This window comes from Donghicola mangrovi (assembly GCF_013377535.1).
Lineage (GTDB): Bacteria > Pseudomonadota > Alphaproteobacteria > Rhodobacterales > Rhodobacteraceae > Donghicola > Donghicola mangrovi.
The window spans coordinates 707926-725489 of record NZ_JABCJE010000002.1 but is presented as its reverse complement, the minus strand read 5'-3'; the positions used below and the strand labels follow the sequence as shown (position 1 = coordinate 725489).

Genomic DNA, 17564 nt, shown 5'->3' with positions numbered 1-17564 from the left:
ACGGCCTCCCCCGGAGTATTTGGGCAAAAAGACGCCCGGGCAGGAAGGATTGAGGAATGGCCGATCTATTGAAGAAACCCTTTGGGACCCATGGCAAGGTGCATCAGATCACTCCGGAATCCGCGGGCTGGCGGTATGTGGGGTTCTCGCTCTATCGGTTGCGGGCCGGTGAGGCTGTGTCCGAGGTCACCGGTGATCGCGAAGTCATTCTGGTGATGGTCGAGGGGAAAGCCTCGTTTAACGCGGCCGGTCAGGACTGGGGGGTATTGGGCGAGCGCATGAGCGTGTTCGAGAAGACGCCGCCCCATTGCCTTTATGTGCCGAACGGGCAGGAATGGGCCGCCGAGGCAACTACGGACTGTGTGATTGCCGTGTGCTCGGCCCCCGGTTTGGGAGGCCATGAGGCGCGGCGGATCGGGCCGGACGGGATCACCCTGACCCAGCGCGGTGAAGGGGTAAACACCCGCTTTATCAATAACATCGCGATGGAGAACGAGGACTATTGTGACAGCCTCTTGGTGACCGAGGTGTTCACGCCTGCGGGGCACTGGTCGTCCTTCCCCAGCCATCGTCATGACGAAGACGATTTTCCCCGGATCACCTATCTAGAGGAAACCTACTATCATCGTCTGAACCCCGCAGATGGCTTTGGCATTCAGCGCGTTTACACCGATGATGGTCTGCTGGACGAAACCATGGCCGTCAAAGATGGCGATGTGGTGTGCGTGCCCCGTGGGCATCACCCTTGCGGTGCGCCCTATGGGTTCGAGATGTATTACCTGAACGTCATGGCGGGCCCCCTGCGCAAGTGGCGCTTCGTTCCCGCGCCCGAAGTGGAGCACTTGTTTTGATCCGCAGAGCGATGAACCAGAAAACCTGTGCTGAACTGTCCTTCGAAGGGTTTCTTGATCTGGCGCAGGGCTTGGGCTGTGTCGGTGTCGAGCCGCGGAATGATCTGGGGCGCCCGTTCTTTGACGGGGCTTCTGGGGCCGAGGCTGCGGCCATGGCACAGGGTCGTGGGCTGCGGCTCTTGGGTCTGTCAGAAGTTTACGGGTTCAACGTTTGGGACGATGAGCGGGCCGAGCAGATTGTGGCTTTGGCCGATGCGGCAGAGGCCAGCGGGGCAGAGACCGTTAGTCTGATCCCCTGCGTCGATGACCGGACGGTGATGCCTCTGGTGGATATATTGCGAGAGCTGGTGCCGCTGTTCAAGGGGCGCAAGGTAACGCCGCTGATCGAGCCGATCGGGTTTGTGACATCCTCGGTTCCGCGCAAGGCGGAGTTGGTTCGGGCGATCGAGGCGGTTGATCCGCAGATGTTCGGGATCGTTCACGACACCTTCCAGCACTGCATCGCTGGCGAGCAGGAGTTGTTCCCTGACTTTACCCGCATGGTGCATATTTCGGGTATTTCCGATCCGAGCGTGCCGCTCGATGATGCGCAAGACAAGCAGCGGGTCTGGGTGGATGCCGATGACCGCTGCGGGAACCTGGCGCAAATCGCGGCGTTCCTTGAGGCGGGGTATGAGGGGGCGTTTTCCTTTGAGTGCACCGCCGAGCGGCGCTTTGGGCCGGAGGGTCCCGCCAAAGCCCGCGCTTCTTTCGAATATATCGAACAGATGGTCGAGGCAGGCGCCTGAGACCGGCCGTTGGGGCCGACAGAGCAGCAGAGTTGAAAGGGAGCGCATGCTCCCTTTTTTCGTCTCGAGATTCTCACAAGTTGGCGAGGGCGCTTCGCTTATGGTTATGGAAAACCTCACCCGCGGTGGTGACTAACAAATAGAAGGCTGTCATCGAAGTTTTGAGAAAATAAACCCAAGGTTGTATTTCTGCGAGGTTTTGGCTCAAAAATTTTGCGATACAAAATATTATTGAAAATGTCATGTTGGATTACCGTTTAGGATAGATTTCGGAATTTTCCATTCTTACAATAACAAATCGAACTTTGCGATTTTAAATTGTAAGTTGATTTATCGCCCGCGCTGTCAAGGCTGTGAATGCCTCCGTTTTGCGTTGATGCAACTCATATCTATATGAGAGCGCCAGATGATTGGCGATCCTGTTAAGATATTGAATTTTGCAAATAATGGAGCATCAAATGCGAAATCTGATTGTGGCTGCAGTTGTAATTGTAGCCGGAGCATCGGCCGCTTTCGCTGGCGTGGTCAACAAGGGCGATACTGTCACTTTCCCGCGCGCTCAGTTGAATGATTCAGCCAGTGTTCAGACCATCGAATGGCAACAGAACTGGAGCTCGCGTTCGGAAAAATACATCCAGCTGACCGCGACCGATGGCACCTCGGTTTTTGTTCAGCCCGATATGGCGGGCAAGGTGCAGCAGAAATGCGATGCGAATTTCTGCGCTTTTACGGTTGGCACAGATTTCCAGTATGGCCAGTCGGCGGACAAGACCAACCGCTTCCTCGTACTGCACGACAAAAGCCGTAAACCCTTTCAGCACCGCTTCATGGAAAACAAGACGCTGGAGATTGCCGCACGTGGAGCACAGATGGCAGTCGATTTAGGCGAGGGTCCTGCGACCGCTTTTGCCACCGCGTCCGGCGTGCCGGTTGTGCTGGTGCCCAAGGGCCTGCGGGACCAGGTCCTGCGCAACGTTGGCTCCTCCATGAAAGCCGTAATCGGCGACGATCTGCGCAACTTCTAATCAAAACGGGGTGGCCGTGCGTTCGTGCGGCCCCCTTTCCCGATGGGCGGTTGGCCCAATGCCGGGTGATATGACTAGACTATTTTGACCAAAGACTTTGCTAAACAACAGGAGCCAGAGATGAAGAAATACGCTCTGTTTACTCTGTTGCCAGTGATCTGGGGCGGGATCGCCCTGTTTTCGAACGGCGCGCAAACGCCGGACCACAGCCCGTTTTACGAGCGCCATCAACCGGCCGAGCTTGCTCTGCCGACCTCTTTCACCGCGATGATTGATGACCGCTTGGGGTATATCGGCGTGCGCAGCGGGCCGGGAGACGAAATGCCGGTGATCGGGCGTCTCTATGGCGCTGATATCTTTGATGTAGAGCCCGAAGAGGGGGATTGGTGGCGGGTGCGTCATCAGGACGGCGCATTGGCCGGATGGATCCCGCGCGAACGGATCGAACTGGTGGATATGGGCGGTCAGGGGTTCTTGTGACCCTGTCCCGACCGCCCGCATCCCGTGGGCTTATTCCTGATAAATATAGGTGCCGGGGGCCGGTGCCAGCGGCGGATAGTCCGCTGCGCCCATAGAAGGCGGCTGGCCCTGACCCGAGGATTTCGCCGCCAGCCAATCGGCCCAGTTGGTCCACCACGACCCTTCTGCCGGCGCGTGCTCGGCCAGCCAAGTGTCGGGGTCAACGTAACGCGCCTCGGGGGCGCGGTGGCCGGTGCGATAGTGGCGGTGCGGGTGGCCCGGTTCGCTGACGATCCCGCCGTTATGCCCCGAACTGGTCAGCGTAAAGGTCAGATCGCAATCGGTGAACAGGCGGATTTTGTAGACCGATTTCCACGGCGCGATGTGATCGCTTTCGGTCCCCACCACATAAAGCGGCACCGAGATATCCTTGAGCGCGATCACACGCCCCTCGACCGCGAAACGGCCTGCGGTCAGGCGGTTCTCCAAGAAAAGCCCGCGCAGGTATTCCGAGTGCATCCGCGCCGGCATCCGCGTGGTGTCATTGTTCCATACGGTCAGGTCCGAGGGCAGGTCCTCTTTGCCGAGCCAATAGCGTTTGACTGCGCGGGTATAGATCAGATCCTCGGCGCGAATGGTGGCAAAGGCGCGGGTCATCTGGGGGCGGTCCAGATAGCCTTGGGCCCACATGAGATCCTCGAGGAAGGCGACTTGGCTCTCGTCCAGGAACAGCAGCAATTCCCCCGCCTCGGAGAAGTCGGTTTGCGCTGCCAACAGGGTGACAGAGGCGAGGCGGTCATCCTCGTCCCGCGCCATGGTGGCGGCGGCGATGGATAGGATCGTCCCGCCAAGGCAATAGCCCGCCGCGTGGATTTTCTGGTCCGGCACGATGGTGCTGATCGCCTCGATCGCGGCCATGACCCCGTCCTTGCGGTAGCTTTCCAGCGTCAGTTCGGCCTGCGCCTGACCGGGGTTACACCACGAAATCGCAAAGACGGTAAAGCCTTGGTCAACCAAGTAGCGGATCATCGAGTTTTGGGGCGTCAGGTCCAGAATGTAATACTTCATGATCCACGCGGGCACGATCAGCACGGGCTCGGCGTGGACCTGCGGCGTGGTGGGCGTGTACTGGATCAGTTCGAATAGCTCATTGCGGTAGACCACCTGACCGGGGGTGCAGGCCAAGTCCTGCCCGATGCGGAACCCTTCGGGGCTTTCGGGGCGGTGCTGGGTCAGGGTCTGGACGAAATCCTCGGCCAGATGGCGCGCGCCTTCGAGGATGTTCTGCCCGTGGCAATCAAGGGTGCGCTCGATGATCTCGGGGTTGGTGATGGGCATGTTGGAGGGCGAGACGATGTCCAGCATCTGCCGCATCATGAACCGCACCCGATCCGAGTCCGCTTGGCTGAGCCCGCGCAATTCGTCGGTGGCGTGGTTCCACCAGTCCTGCGTGGCCAGAAACGACTGCTTCCAGAAACGGAATGGCATCCGGTCCCAGCCCGCATGGGTAAAGCGGTGGTCATAGGGCATGGGCTTGAACGGCGGAGTGTCGCTGGTGCCGGTCGCATCGGCCAGAACCTTGAGCGTGTTGGTCACGGCCCGTTCGGCCAGTTCCATCTGGCGGCCGGGGGCGCGGCTCATGTGCAGGGCCCAGTCCCCGATCGCCTGAGAGATCGAGAACGGCGACACCCCGCCGGTGTTCTGCGCCAACAACGCCCGCGCCATCCGGTCCAGATCCGCATAGGGGTGATGGTCCAGCTGCTGGTCCAGCGGTTCTGCGGGGGCAGGGGTGGGGGCGGTGCGGTCTTGTTTCATGAACCCGATCCTTCGTTACCGTGCGCGGCGCCCATCGGGCCGCGCGTTTCACAGGGGACCCTAGCGCGCGCGTCGCCGCGTGCTTTGATTTCGGTCAAAGGCGTACCCGCGCTACACCAATTCGTGATGGCGCGGAGGGTTAGCCGCAATGCGGGCAGGGCAGGAAATCGTGACCCGGGCAGCCCCTCATTTCTGCCCGCCAAGGTTGAGGAATTGCCGCAATTGCAGCATAAAGGCGCGGTAACGAGTCAATTTTGTCTCGGTAAGTCTCATTGGTTCTATAAGGTTGAAAAATTGAAGTATTTTCTTCTTTCTGCGGGTCTGATCCTGAGCGCGGGCGCCGCATCGGCCAGCTGCTATAACTATGCTGAAAGCGGCGGCATGTTGCCTGCTGTGAATGTCTGCTTTGCAGAGATGGACGGCGGCGAAGGCTGCGAAATGGATGCCGTTGTCGTCGAATGCGAGAACGTGAACTCCAAGATCGTGGAATTCGTGTCGGGCCTCAGCCTGACCCGCGATCTGACCAAAGAAGGCAAGGACAGCGTCACCTTCTCGCAGGATGGCGAAGAGTGGCAGTTGGGCGAGGGCCATCTGGCATGGTGCGAGTCCCTGAGCGATGACGGTCTGTCGGCCTGTAACGGGTTCGCAGATCTGGATTGATCCGCGTTGACACCGGTTTGAACATGGCAAAGGCGCGGTCCCTCAGGGCGGCGCCTTTTGTCTGGCGCTAACACTTAACCCCCAAGGACTTGGCCCTGAAACCGACGTAACGGCACATGCGGGGCGCTGGCGAAATCTCTTGCCGGAGCGCCTGAAATTGCCTTCCTTAGCGTCACAGCGAAGGAGGAAAGCTGTGCCATCTGAGAATAGACTGATCCTGGATCGGGATGACCAAGGCGTTCTGCGCGTGACCTTGAATGATGTGTCGCGCCGCAATGCCCTGTCCGAGGCGATGCTGGCCGATCTGGATGCCCTGCTGCGAAGCGCGGGGCAGGACGCCGAGGTTCGCGTGATCGTGCTGGCCGCGAACGGCCCCGCGTTCTGCGCGGGCCATGACCTCAAGGAACTGACCGCCGCCCGCACTGCGCCCGACCGTGGCCGCGCCTATTTCGCGAAAATCATGGGGATGTGCGCAGGGGTGATGCAGGCCATCGTTGCCTGCCCCAAACCCGTCATCGCCGAGGTTTCGGGCATCGCAACCGCCGCGGGCTGCCAGCTGGTCGCGTCCTGCGATCTGGCCGTTGCCGCCGAGACGGCGAAATTCAGCACACCTGGGGTGCATATCGGGCTCTTTTGCTCGACCCCGATGGTGGCGCTGTCGCGCAACGTGGCCCCCAAACACGCGATGGAGATGCTGCTGGCCGGGGACATGATCCCCGCTGCCCGCGCCGCCGAGATGGGGCTGGTGAACCGTGCCGTCCCGCCCGAGGCCCTGACGGAAACCACCATGGAACTGGCGCGCAAGATCGCGTCGAAATCCAGCATGACCCTCGCCACGGGCAAGCGCGCGTTCTATGCGCAGCGCGAAATGCCCTTGGCCGAGGCCTATGAATACGCCGCCGCCGTCATGGTCGAGAACATGATGGCGCAGGACGCAGAAGAGGGGATCAGCGCCTTTATCCAGAAGCGCTCCCCGGAATGGCAGGACAAGTAGACCATGACACAAAACCCTTTTTCCATCGGCCTTGACCGCAACCCCGCAAACCACCAGCCGCTGACCCCGCTCAGCTTTCTGGAGCGTGCGGCGACTGTCTTTCCCGATCACACCGCGATCGTCCACGGGGCTCTGCGCCGGACCTATGCGGAATTCTATGACCGCTCGCGCCAACTGGCTTCGGCGCTGGCAGGGGCAGGGATGGGGCGCGGTGACACCGTTTCGGTGATGATGGCCAACACCCCCGCCATGCTGGAAAGCCACTATGGCGTCCCCATGAGCGGCGCGGTGCTGCACACCATCAACACCCGTCTCGATGCGGCGATCATCGCGTTCCAGCTGGACCACGCGCTGACCAAGATGCTGATCGTGGACGCAGAATTCATGCCTCTGATCCAAGAGGCTCTGTCGCTGGCCAAATGTTCGCCCGTGCTGATCCAGTACGACGATCCCGAGTATGACGGCCCCCGCGTGGCAGTGGACGCAATGGACTACGAGGCATTCGTCGCCGGTGGCGATGCGGCGTTCGACTGGCTCCGCCCCGAGGACGAGTGGGACGCGATCTCGATCAGCTATACCTCTGGCACCACGGGCAATCCTAAGGGCGTGGTCTATCACCACCGCGGGGCCTACCTGCTGGCGCAGGGCAATGCGCTGACCACCTCGATGAACAAGCACGCGGTGTACTTGTGGACCCTGCCGATGTTCCACTGCAACGGCTGGTGTTTCCCTTGGACCCTTTCGGCGATCATCGGCACCCATGTGTGCTTGCGTCAGGTCCGTGCGGACGCGATCTGGAACGCGCTCGCTGACGAAGGAGTCACGCACCTGTGCGGCGCGCCCATCGTGATGTCGCTGATGATCTCGGCCCCCGCGACGGTCAAGCGCGAGCTGGGGGCGACCGTCCAATTCTTCACCGCCGCCGCCCCGCCGCCCGAAAAGCTGCTGGCTGACATGAAGGCCGCCGGTTTCGAGGTGACGCACCTTTATGGTCTGACCGAAACCTATGGTCCCTCGGTGGTAAACGACTGGCACGCCAGCTGGTCCGATCTGCCCGCGACCGAGCAAGCCCGCCTGAAGGCCCGTCAGGGTGTCCGCTATTTGCCGCTGGAAAATCTGGACGTGATGGACCCCGAAACCATGCAGCCCGTCCCCCGCGACGGCGAAACGCTGGGAGAGGTCATGTTCCGCGGCAACGTCGTGATGAAGGGATACTTCCGCAACCCCGAGGCCACCGCCGAAGCCTTCGAAGGGGGCTGGTTCCACTCGGGCGATCTGGGGGTCATCCATCCTGACGGCTATGTGCAGCTGAAAGACCGCTCCAAGGACATCATCATTTCGGGCGGCGAGAATATCTCGTCGATCGAGGTCGAGGAGGTTCTGTACAACCACCCCGCCGTGGCAGTCTGCGCCGTGGTCGCCAAGCCCCACGAGAAATGGGGCGAGACCCCCTGTGCGTTCGTGGAACTGGCCGAGGGGCAAGAGGCCGACGCCGCCACGCTGAAGCAATGGTGCCGCGAGCATCTGGCCCACTACAAGGTGCCCGGCCGCTTTGTGTTCCAGCAGATCCCGCGCACCTCGACCGGCAAGATCCAGAAATTCGTCCTGCGGGACGAGGCCAAGAACCTGCCGGAATAATACGAAAACAGGGCAGGGACGTTTCGTCCACTGCCCTGCCCATCGCCCATTGGCCCGCGCCCCGATCCCGAGGCGCGGGCCTTTTCGTTAGATCAAGCCACTGTCGCTGAGGCCCTCGGTGATCAGGCCCGCCAAGGCCCCCGAGAAGCCCGCGTTATAATCGGTCGCGACCTCGTTCTGGACATAGTCAGTGCGGCTGTCGTTGTAGTTGCCGTACTGGTCCGGACCACCCACCAGCGCACCGGTCAGGGTATAGACGTTGTCCGCGCTGTCCCCGATGTTCGTGGTGCCCGAGGCGCCGCGATGGTGCGGGTTCAGCGGGTAGTCATCACCGAAACCGACGACATAGCTTTGACCGTCCGGGTTATCCCCCAGCATGTAGTCGATCTGGTCCGAAGCAAAGTCGAACAGCTCTGCCGCATAGTCGTCATCGCCAAGCTCTTGGGCCAGATCGGCACGCTCGACCGCGAGGAAGGCCATGTTCGCCGCATAGCGGTTCGAGCCCCAGCTATCCAACCAAGCCAGACCGGCATTGGTGTCGGTGCCTGGAGTGCGGGTCAGGGAATTCATCATGTAATCAAGATGTTCGTCCACATCGTTGATGTAGGTTGCATCCCCCGTCGCGCTGGCCAGCAGCATGGCCACACCGTTGGATTTGTCATCCCAACCCAGCGCCCAATAGGTCGAACCGCCCGGATAGTAGCTCTCTGCTAGGTCCAGATAGCTTTCGTCGCCGGTCGCCTCATAGAGCCATGCCGCGCCCCAGGACAGCTCGTCCTGATAACCGCTATAGCTGTTATAGAAGCTTCGCGCATCGGTGACGGCGTTGGTGTAGGTGCCCTGATAGGTCTCGGCAAAGTCATAGAGCTGGATGGCGGTTTCCAAGAGCTGATCCGCGTAGGCGGTTTCGCCCGCCTCGCGGAACACGATCGAGGCAGAGGCCAGCGCCGCCGCGGTTTCCGCCGTGACTTCGGTGCCCGGATTGTCCGCCGTGACGTAATAGGTCGGGCGTTCCATGGTCATGTCTTCGGCCGCGCCCCAGTAGCTGTGGTCGATGTCGCCGTCGCCGACTTGGGCATAGAAGATATCGTCGCTCAGGTCCTCGGTGCCGTTGTCGTCATAGCAGCGCAGGAAGTAGTCCGTGACCCATTCCAGATGGTTCAGGATGTCCTCTTGGGCGCCGGCGGCCTCGTAACCCTCGGAATAGTCAGAGGCGCCCCATGCCAGCATCGTCGCGGTATAGGCCATGGGGAAGCCGAACTTCACATGGTCGCCCGCGTCGTACCAGCCGCCCGTCAGGTCCACGCCCACATCCGCGCCATCGGTCAGGGCGCTGTCGCCGCGCCACTCGATCGGGTAGTCGTCGGGCAATTCGCCCGAATACTGCGCGTAATAGAAGTCCATCGACATATCGAGGACGTCTTCGTAATCCGACACATCGAAGGGCGATCCGGTGTTGTCGCTGGTGTCCGCGTCCACATCGGTGGTGCCGGTGTCGGTCCCAGTATCGGTCGAGGTGTCCGTGCCCGTGTCCGTGCCGGTATCCGTGGTCGTATCGGTGCCGGTGTCGGTGGTGCCCGTTGTTTCGGTTTCGCCGTCCACTTCGATGGTCAGGGTCAGGCCGTTCGTGGGAACGGTGCCATCGGCCGTGAAGCCAAAGGTTTTGCTCTCGCCCGCCTTCAGGTTCAGCGTCCAGTCGGCGGCGTCGAACAGCACGTCCCCGTCGCCTTCGTTGGTGTAGGTCGCGCCCCAAGCGTTGCGGACGGTGAAGCCTGCATCAGACACCAGCAGCGAGAAGGCCGTCACAGTCTCGTCGGTGTCGTTGGTGACGGTGATGTCCCCGTTAAAGCCGTTGCCCCAGCTGTTGGTGATGGTGAAGCTCACGTCGGGCAGGTTCACGGCGACGGTGTCGTCGCCTGTGGTGATCGTGTCCTCACCATCCGAGACGGTGTCATCGCCCGTGGTGATGGTGTCGTCTCCGGTGGTCAGGGTGTCATCGCCAGTGGTCAGCGTATCGTCGCCGCCCGCCACAGTGTCATCACCGGTGCTGACGGTATCTTCGCCGGTGCCCACAGTGTCGTCCCCGGCGGTGATTGTGTCATCGCCCGTGGTCACGGTATCGTTGCCGGTGTCGGTCGCGGTGTCCTCTCCCAGTACATAGCGGATACCGTCGATTACGGCGGCATAGGTGATGGTGCTTTCGGCGGGGACGGTGCCTTTGCCATTGAACCCGATCGAGACCGTCTGGCCGGGGTTCAGGTTGGTGCCATAGCCATTGCCGGTGATCACTAGATCGCCGTTGGTATCGGTGTAATAAGCCGCGCCCCAAGTGCTGGAGACGGTGAAGGTCGGGTTGCTGATGCGGATCTCGACGTTCTGGACGATCTGGTCAGTGGTGTTGGTGATGTCGAGATAGGTGGTGAAACCCGAGCTCCAGACGTTGCCCTGACGCCAGACGATGGTGGGCAGGTCGATCGAGGTATCGGTGTCCGTGCCGCCATCGACGGTGTCATCACCCGTGGTGACCGTGTCGTCGCCGGTGGTCACTGTGTCATCACCCGTCGAGACTGTGTCGTCCCCAGAGGTGATCGTATCGTCGCCCGTCGTAACGGTGTCGTCGCCGGTAGAGACAGTGTCGTCTCCTGTGCTGACGGTGTCATCGCCTGTTGAAACGGTATCATCTCCGGTCGTCACGGTATCGTCGCCGGTTGTCACGGTGTCATCACCGGTCGAGACGGTATCGTCGCCGGTTGTCACAGTGTCATCACCGGTCGAAACGGTATCGTCCCCAGTGGTAACCGTATCATCTCCGGTCGTGACAGTATCATCCCCCGTAGAAACCGTGTCAGAGCCGGTGTCGCCCGTCACGGTATCCTCGGCGTCGGTGGTCTCTTCGCCGATCATATAGGTGGTGCCGTCAATCACCGCGCCATAGGCCACGGTGTCCTCGGCGGGGACAGTGCCTTTGCCGTTAAAGCCGATAGACACGGACCCGCCCGCAGCCACATCAAGGCTATAGCCAGAGCCCGAAATCACCAGACTGCCATCCGCCTGAACGCTATAGGTCGCGCCCCAGATGTTCGACACGGTGAAGGTGGGATCGGTGATCACGATGCGGAAGTCCTCCATCACCGTGCCAGAGGTGTTTTCGATGTCGATATAGGTGGTGAAGCCGCCGTTCCATACGGTGCCCTGACGCCAAGTGAAGGTCGGCAGGGTGTCCGGTGCGGTGGTGTCGGTGCCGGTAGACACGGTGTCATCGCCGGTCGAGGTGCTGTCCAGATAGGGCAGGGTCGGCTCGGCTGCGGTGTCGGGGTTGGCCTCGACCGTGGCCATGTCGAACAGGTCGTCGTCATCCAGCGTCGCGTCGGTGAAAACGAACTCCTCGACGTTGCGGACCAAAGTGCGCCCGCCCGCGTGGGTCAGGTACAGGTCGGTGCCGTTCGCGCTGATCGCATAGTCCGCCAAAGACCCCTCGAGGATCAGCGTATCGGTCGAGCTGTCGCCGTTGATCGTGTCCTGGCCGTCCGAGCCATAGATCACGTCATTGCCGGTGCCGCCGTTGATATAGTCGTCGCCCGCGCCGCCATGGGCGGTGTCATTGCCGCCGACCATCCACATCTGCGCGCCGGTGTCACGGGCATAGGCCTCGTCCCCTTTGCTGGAGGCGACCAGTGTGCCAAAGGTGATCGAGTTCGTGGTCGGGTCCGTGGGCGCGCCATAGCTTTCCCCTTCGTTAAAGAAGGTCGCCCAACCCAAATAGCCTTGCTCGGTCTCGTCGCGGACCATCTCGTCGACGACGACGGTGTTGTACTGGTCTCGGCCCCCGTGGAAGTTGATGTCCCGGTTCGTATAGGTGACCTGCACGTAGTTGTTGCTGGCCGTGGTGTAGCTGGCAAACAGCACCGCGTGGCGGGTGTCGGTGATGGTCAGATCGGTGAATTCACTTTCATAGACGTCACGGATCCACACTGCATAGCCGTTGCCGCTGTCGCCCTTGTTCAGGGTGCCGTCCATGGTGAAGTCGTCCAGCGTCACGTCGATGCTGCCCGCAAAGGTGATGCCGTGGCTGATGCCGTCCTCGATCGTGATGTTGGTCAGCGTTGCGCCCGCGGTACCGCCGACCATGATCATGGTCTGGCCCTGACCGGTGCTGTTGGTGAACGACCCCGGATCGGCATCGCCGTAGGGCCCGACCATGGTAAAGCCCGACAGGGTGTTGCCCTCGATCAGGTTGCGGGTCTGGACAGTGGTGATGTCGGGGTCGAAATCAAAGGTCAGGGGCGTGTCGAACCCGATGGTGTCGCCGTCAACCGAAGTGACCTCGACCATGATGGTGCGCAGGGGGTTGCTTTTCTTCCACTGGGTGTCGCCGATTTCGGCAAAGTAAGCCGAGGTGTTCTCGGCCTGAATATAGATGTAGTCGCCGACCTGAATGCTGTGCCCCGAGGCCACCGTGATCGAGGTATCCCCGGCCGAGGCCGCAACCGCCAGATCGTCCGTATCCTCGATGTCGGTTTTGTACAGCTCGAGCCCCAGAACGATGGCCGGATCGGACCCGATGGCGCTGGTGACGTTGATGATCGTTTCGCCTTCGCCCTGACCGATCAAAGAGATGTTGCTGCGGTCGATGGTGACCGTGCGGTCAAAGGTGTAGCTGCCCGCCTGCAGAACAAAGGTGGTGTCCTCGGCGGCGTTGTCGATCATGGTCTGCAATTGCGCAGCAGTGGTCCCCAGGGCCACGTCGATATAGGTCGTCATCGTTAATCCTCTGTTCAGCCGGGCACGAGACGGCAAAAGACACAGCTTCGCCGCACGGGTGCCCGATGGGCCCCGGACGAGTGGTTCGCGGGAATGTTTATGATTCTGGTACTATCTGGGGTTGTTTTAGCACCTGCGGCAATCGCTCACAAAACCTTGAATGATCGGTCGCGGATATTTTTGCGGTGCTGGGTAACAGTTATGCGAAACCGTTTTGCGAAACCCGTAAGTTTGGGTTTCGCTTTGGGCTTTGTTTCTAAAAGCTGTGTTTTCAGAACGTGTTAGGGCGGGGGCTTCAGGTGCCTGTCGGCCCTTTGATCTCGCCGGTGGTCAGGACGGGCGAGGCATCCATGTCATCCGCGTTCAGCATTTCTGCGACCCGTTCCAAAGAGGCCAGAAGTTGTGCTTGCTCCCAATCCTTCAGCTTTTCAAAGGCTGAAACATATCGTTGTTGGAGTGCATCCGGCGCCGTGCTGACAGCGTTCCGGCCCGATTGGGTCAGCAGCACGTTCATCTGCCGTCGGTCGGTTTCCGAGCGTTCCCGTTTCGCCAGTCCCCGCGCCTCGAGCCTGTCCAGCAACGAGGTCACCGTGGCCTGAGATACCCCCATCTGGGTCGCTAGCGCCTTGGGCGTGGCACTGCCATCGCGCGCAGCGGTGATCTGCAGAACGCGGAGTTGGGCAGGCGTCAGACCGGCGGACTGGGCCAGATCACGGGAATAGAGCTCCGTCGCGCGCAAAATGCGGCGCAGGGCGATCAGGCTTTGGTCGGTGCGGTCTCTGGGGGCGTCGGTCATGGGCGGAGTATGCCACGGGGGTGAAGATGCTTCAATGTATGAAGGGCTTTGGTGATATATTCGGTTGGCTAAGCAAATGATCTCGAAATTTATCGTAGTAAATGCCTTTAGACTGGTAAATTATGGCGCCAGGGAAATAAAATTACTTAGACGGTTGAAAAATAATTTCTCTGGGTTAGTTTGATGATCGAACGAAATTGCCCAAGAGCGAGCCTATGCCAGACACAGCGACCCTAGCCGACACAAGCCCCACCCGAACGCGTCAGCCCCTGCTGCGTATGCCGGACGCAACCGATGGGGCCCGTATCTGGGAGCTTGTGCGCAACTGTCGCCCTCTGGATGAAAATTCCCGCTATGCGAACCTGATCCAGGCGGATCACTTCCGCGAAACCTGCGTTCTGGCCGAGATGGACGGACAGGTCGTTGGCTGGATTTCCGGCCACATGATCCCCAACTCGGAGGCGTTCTTCGTGTGGCAAGTCGCTGTCAGCCCCGCCGCCCGTGGCATGGGGCTTGGCAAGGCAATGTTGCGCGACCTGCTGGCGAGGGATGCCACCGCCGACGCGCAGGTTCTGAAAACCACCATCACCCATTCCAATCAGGCTTCTTGGGCGCTGTTCCGCAGCCTGGCCCGAGAGGTCGGCGGCACGTTAACCCACGCGCCGCATTTCACCCGAGACGACCACTTTTGCGGGGCCGCAGACACCGAACACATGGTGTCGATCACGCTGCCTGCCGCGTCGTCCGCTCTGGCGCGCGCCGCCTGACCAAACCCCCACATTTCCGAATTTTCCGAAAGGACGTCCCCCATGCCCAAAGACATGGCCCAAGACCGCTCGATCTATGACCGCCGCGAGAGCGGGGCACGGTCCTATTGCCGCGCTTTCCCTGCCTCGTTCACCGAGGCCCGAGGCTCCGAACTTTTCACCGCCGATGGCGACCGGTTTATCGACTTTCTGGCTGGGTGTTCCTCGTTGAACTATGGCCACAACGACCCCGATATGAAGGCCGCCCTGATTGAACATATCGCTGGTGACGGGATCGCCCACGGGCTCGACCTGCACACCAGCGCCAAAGAGGGGTTTCTGAACGCCCTGACCGATCATATCCTGCGCCCGCGCGGCATGGATCATCGTGTCATGTTCACCGGCCCCACAGGCGCAAACGCGGTCGAGGCCGCGATGAAGCTAGCCCGCAAAGTGACCGGCCGCACCAACATCATCGCCTTTACCAACGGGTTTCACGGCGTGACCATGGGCGCCTTGGCAGCGACCGGAAACGGCTATCACCGTGGCGGCGCGGGGATGGACAAGGCGGGCGTCACCCGAATGCCGTTCTATGGCTATGCCGATGGTGTGGACAGTGCGGCCCTGCTGGATCAGATGCTGTCTGACCCCTCTGGCGGGATCGACGCCCCCGCTGCGATCCTGTTCGAGACCGTCCAAGGCGAGGGCGGCCTGAACCCGGCCTCTGCCGCGTGGGTGCAAAAGATGCAGACCATCGCCCATAAACACGGGGCCTTGCTGATCATCGACGACATTCAGGCCGGATGTGGCCGCACGGGCACCTTCTTTTCCTTTGAGAAGATGGGCGTGCAGCCCGACATCGTGACCATGGCGAAATCGGTGTCCGGGTTTGGCCTGCCCATGGCCCTCATGCTGGTCCGTCCGCAGCATGACGTGTTCGGCCCCGCCGAGCATAACGGGACCTTCCGCGGCAACACCCACGCCTTTGTCACCGCTCGGGTCGCGATCGAGAAATTCTGGGCCGATAGCGCGTTCGAGGATGACCTGACCCGCAAGGAAAACCTGATCCGTGACGGCCTGCAAAGCGTCGCGAACCTGATCCCCGGTGCCTATGTCAAAGGGCGCGGGCTGATGCAGGGGGTGGACGTTGGCTCGGGCGAGCTGGCCTCGGCGATCTGCGGCCACGCCTACGAGAACGGTCTGGTCATCGAAACCTCGGGCCCGAACGACGAGGTGGTCAAGGTTCTGGCCCCGCTGACAACCTCTGACGACCTCTTTGCCGAAGGGTTCGCGATACTGGAGCGTGCGGCCTATGCGGTGCGCGGCAACGTCAAGCTGGCAGCGGAGTAAACGATATGATTGTACGTGATTTCAATGAGCTAAAGGGCACGGGCCGAGAGGTTTCCGATGCCCAGTGGACCTCGACCCGGATGCTGCTGGCCGATGACGGAATGGGCTTTTCGTTCCACATCACAGTACTGGAGGCGGGGTCCGAGCATACGTTCCACTACAAGCACCATTTCGAAAGCGTCTACTGCATGAAGGGCACGGGCTCGATCACCGATATCGCCACGGGGCAGACCCACCGGATCAAGCCGGGTGTCATGTATGCCCTGAACCTGCACGACCAGCACATCCTGCGCGCCGAAGAAGAGCTGCACATGGCCTGCTGCTTTAACCCGCCGGTCACAGGGACCGAGGTGCACCGCGCGGACGGGTCCTATGCCCCCGCCGAACCCGTCGAATAATCAGAGCGGCCCCCAAATGCGGGGCCGCTTTTCGTTGCCCTATTCCGGCAGCTTACACTCGGCATTCCCGAATTTCTGCTGGCACGCTGCGATGGCGCAGGCACGGATCTGGATGTTGCGGCGGCCTTCGTTCCGGTCCACCGTGCGCAGGGCGGGGACGGTATAGGTTTCGGTCCGCATCACATCCTGACAGACCATTTTCTTGGATTTCTTGACGGGCTCGCAGATGCTTTGGCCCGTCGGGACTTCGCGGGTGCGGGTCTCGTTGTAGATTTCCTTGACGTAGACGGGCGGGATTTTGACCGCCCACTCGGCCTCGCACAGGCTGCGTTCCGCGCGGTATTCCGGTGTGCCACACGCTGCCAACAGCAGAGCCAAAGCTGTCAGTTTCCGAACCATGCGAACCCCCTTTGCCGAGACGGGCCCCGTGTCAGCCCAGTTTGGTGATCCACCCAAGGACGAAACCTGTCAACGGAAATCACGCGTTAAGCAGGTTTGCGGGCACTGACGGCATAGCGGTGCTCGGACCGACGGAGCAGGGATTTACGCAGCCCCAACTGCCGTGCCTGAGCGCGGTGGATCGCCCGCAGGTCCGTGTTGATGGTGATGTCGGTAAATCCTGCCAGTTCTAGCAGGGTCGCCACGTCCTTGGCCCGCGCTCCGCCGGAAAAGTGGACCTGCGACAGGATTTCGGTGTGGCGCGCGGCCATCGCGCCGCTCTTGGGCGGGGACAGGCGCGCCAACAGGCGGGCCAGCCAGCCCTTGGTTACGAAATCCCCGTCCACGATTAGCACTTGTCCCCCCGGTTTCAGCACCCTGAACCATTCGGCAAAGGCCGCGGCCGGATCAACCAGCGTCCACACCAGATGCCGCGTGATGATCACATCGCGGCTGTCGCTCCGCAGGGGAATACGCTCGGCGTCGGCCTGCAGAAATTCGATCGCTGCCCCAGCCGCTATCGCCTTGGCACGGGCCAGCGCGAGCATCGGTTCCGACCAGTCCAAACCCGTCACGCGATAGCCCGCCCGATGGCACAGCATCGCGATTTCCCCCGTGCCCGAGGCCAAGTCCAACAGGGTCCGATCCCTTGCCGCCCCCAGATGCCGCTCCAGCAGATCAGCCCAAGCGCGGGCCTCTGCACCATCGGAAATCTTGTGCCCGGGGTCCAGGTCGAACCCCGCGGCGCGATCGGACCAGTAGTCGCGGATGTCGTCGCGAATCCCTCTATTGGATTGAAAATGCGCAGTTTCACTCATGTCAGGCCCTTCGGGGTTGGTGGCGCT

Annotated in this window: 15 protein-coding genes; 10 read left to right on the top strand and 5 right to left on the bottom strand. The window is 61.2% G+C overall.

What is annotated here, in order from left to right; translation table 11 throughout:
- Positions 1-56: 56 nt before the first annotated feature.
- The 4 genes from iolB (at position 57) to HJ536_RS07970 (ending at position 3144) form a co-directional block, all read left to right on the top strand.
- Positions 57-851 (top strand): 5-deoxy-glucuronate isomerase, encoded by a 795-nt coding sequence (gene iolB / locus HJ536_RS07985; RefSeq protein WP_177157307.1) that lies wholly within the window; start codon positions 57-59, stop codon positions 849-851.
- Positions 848-1639 (top strand): TIM barrel protein, encoded by a 792-nt coding sequence (locus HJ536_RS07980; RefSeq protein ID WP_228028663.1) that lies wholly within the window; start codon positions 848-850, stop codon positions 1637-1639. Before iolB ends, HJ536_RS07980 begins: the two co-directional genes overlap by 4 nt.
- Positions 1640-2097: 458 nt before the next feature.
- Positions 2098-2664, top strand: coding sequence for a hypothetical protein (locus HJ536_RS07975; RefSeq protein ID WP_177157306.1), 567 nt, complete (start codon positions 2098-2100; stop codon positions 2662-2664).
- 120 nt (positions 2665-2784) lie between these two features.
- Complete coding sequence (locus tag HJ536_RS07970) at positions 2785-3144, top strand: SH3 domain-containing protein (protein WP_177157305.1); 360 nt, start codon at positions 2785-2787, stop codon at positions 3142-3144.
- A gap of 30 nt (positions 3145-3174) precedes the next feature.
- Here the strand turns inward: HJ536_RS07970 and HJ536_RS07965 are convergent, their stop codons facing one another.
- On the bottom strand, positions 3175-4938 hold the full coding sequence (locus HJ536_RS07965; RefSeq protein ID WP_177157304.1) for a PHA/PHB synthase family protein: 1764 nt from the start codon (positions 4936-4938) through the stop codon (positions 3175-3177).
- Positions 4939-5232: 294 nt separating this feature from the next.
- Here HJ536_RS07965 and HJ536_RS07960 point away from each other — a divergent pair, with 294 nt between their 5' ends.
- From HJ536_RS07960 to HJ536_RS07950, 3 genes are all read left to right on the top strand, one after another.
- Positions 5233-5598, top strand: coding sequence for a hypothetical protein (locus HJ536_RS07960; protein ID WP_177157303.1), 366 nt, complete (start codon positions 5233-5235; stop codon positions 5596-5598).
- A gap of 193 nt (positions 5599-5791) precedes the next feature.
- Positions 5792-6592, top strand: coding sequence for an enoyl-CoA hydratase (locus tag HJ536_RS07955; protein ID WP_177157302.1), 801 nt, complete (start codon positions 5792-5794; stop codon positions 6590-6592).
- A 3-nt stretch (positions 6593-6595) separates the two neighbouring features.
- Complete coding sequence (locus HJ536_RS07950) at positions 6596-8230, top strand: acyl-CoA synthetase (RefSeq protein WP_176855347.1); 1635 nt, start codon at positions 6596-6598, stop codon at positions 8228-8230.
- 87 nt (positions 8231-8317) lie between these two features.
- Here HJ536_RS07950 and HJ536_RS07945 read toward each other — a convergent pair whose 3' ends face one another.
- Entirely contained in the window at positions 8318-12991 is a 4674-nt protein-coding gene (locus HJ536_RS07945) for a glycoside hydrolase family 9 protein (protein WP_177157301.1), read from the bottom strand.
- A 295-nt stretch (positions 12992-13286) separates the two neighbouring features.
- Complete coding sequence (locus tag HJ536_RS07940) at positions 13287-13787, bottom strand: MarR family winged helix-turn-helix transcriptional regulator (RefSeq protein WP_177157300.1); 501 nt, start codon at positions 13785-13787, stop codon at positions 13287-13289.
- 215 nt (positions 13788-14002) lie between these two features.
- Between HJ536_RS07940 and ectA the strand changes: the two genes are divergently transcribed.
- From ectA to HJ536_RS07925, 3 genes are read left to right on the top strand one after another with little or no spacing between them, the layout of a single operon-like run.
- Entirely contained in the window at positions 14003-14554 is a 552-nt protein-coding gene (ectA, locus tag HJ536_RS07935) for a diaminobutyrate acetyltransferase (RefSeq protein ID WP_177157299.1), read from the top strand.
- Positions 14555-14596: 42 nt separating this feature from the next.
- Positions 14597-15883, top strand: coding sequence for a diaminobutyrate--2-oxoglutarate transaminase (gene ectB / locus HJ536_RS07930; RefSeq protein WP_177157298.1), 1287 nt, complete (start codon positions 14597-14599; stop codon positions 15881-15883).
- A 5-nt stretch (positions 15884-15888) separates the two neighbouring features.
- Positions 15889-16281, top strand: a complete 393-nt coding sequence (locus tag HJ536_RS07925; RefSeq protein WP_177157297.1) for an ectoine synthase — start codon at positions 15889-15891, stop codon at positions 16279-16281.
- 39 nt (positions 16282-16320) lie between these two features.
- On the opposite strand, the gene HJ536_RS07920 is transcribed toward HJ536_RS07925, so the two are convergent.
- Both HJ536_RS07920 and HJ536_RS07915 read right to left on the bottom strand, forming a co-directional pair.
- Positions 16321-16680 carry a hypothetical protein gene (locus HJ536_RS07920; protein ID WP_177157296.1) on the bottom strand — a complete coding sequence of 120 codons (360 nt, stop codon included), beginning with the start codon at positions 16678-16680 and terminating at the stop codon, positions 16321-16323.
- An 86-nt stretch (positions 16681-16766) separates the two neighbouring features.
- Positions 16767-17537 carry a class I SAM-dependent methyltransferase gene (locus tag HJ536_RS07915; protein ID WP_177157295.1) on the bottom strand — a complete coding sequence of 257 codons (771 nt, stop codon included), beginning with the start codon at positions 17535-17537 and terminating at the stop codon, positions 16767-16769.
- Between the last annotated feature and the right edge of the window lie 27 nt (positions 17538-17564).

What these genes read in the sequence shown, in the direction of transcription:
- iolB (WP_177157307.1), top strand. Translation starts at nt 57, where the DNA reads ATGGCCGATCTATTGAAGAAACCCTTTGGGACCCATGGCAAGGTGCAT.
- ectA (WP_177157299.1), top strand. Translation starts at nt 14,003, where the DNA reads ATGCCAGACACAGCGACCCTAGCCGACACAAGCCCCACCCGAACGCGT.
- HJ536_RS07970 (WP_177157305.1), top strand. Translation starts at nt 2,785, where the DNA reads ATGAAGAAATACGCTCTGTTTACTCTGTTGCCAGTGATCTGGGGCGGG.
- HJ536_RS07975 (WP_177157306.1), top strand. Translation starts at nt 2,098, where the DNA reads ATGCGAAATCTGATTGTGGCTGCAGTTGTAATTGTAGCCGGAGCATCG.
- HJ536_RS07915 (WP_177157295.1), bottom strand. Translation starts at nt 17,537, where the DNA reads ATGAGTGAAACTGCGCATTTTCAATCCAATAGAGGGATTCGCGACGAC.
- HJ536_RS07965 (WP_177157304.1), bottom strand. Translation starts at nt 4,938, where the DNA reads ATGAAACAAGACCGCACCGCCCCCACCCCTGCCCCCGCAGAACCGCTG.
- HJ536_RS07950 (WP_176855347.1), top strand. Translation starts at nt 6,596, where the DNA reads ATGACACAAAACCCTTTTTCCATCGGCCTTGACCGCAACCCCGCAAAC.
- HJ536_RS07925 (WP_177157297.1), top strand. Translation starts at nt 15,889, where the DNA reads ATGATTGTACGTGATTTCAATGAGCTAAAGGGCACGGGCCGAGAGGTT.
- HJ536_RS07945 (WP_177157301.1), bottom strand. Translation starts at nt 12,991, where the DNA reads ATGACGACCTATATCGACGTGGCCCTGGGGACCACTGCTGCGCAATTG.
- HJ536_RS07920 (WP_177157296.1), bottom strand. Translation starts at nt 16,680, where the DNA reads ATGGTTCGGAAACTGACAGCTTTGGCTCTGCTGTTGGCAGCGTGTGGC.
- ectB (WP_177157298.1), top strand. Translation starts at nt 14,597, where the DNA reads ATGCCCAAAGACATGGCCCAAGACCGCTCGATCTATGACCGCCGCGAG.
- HJ536_RS07940 (WP_177157300.1), bottom strand. Translation starts at nt 13,787, where the DNA reads ATGACCGACGCCCCCAGAGACCGCACCGACCAAAGCCTGATCGCCCTG.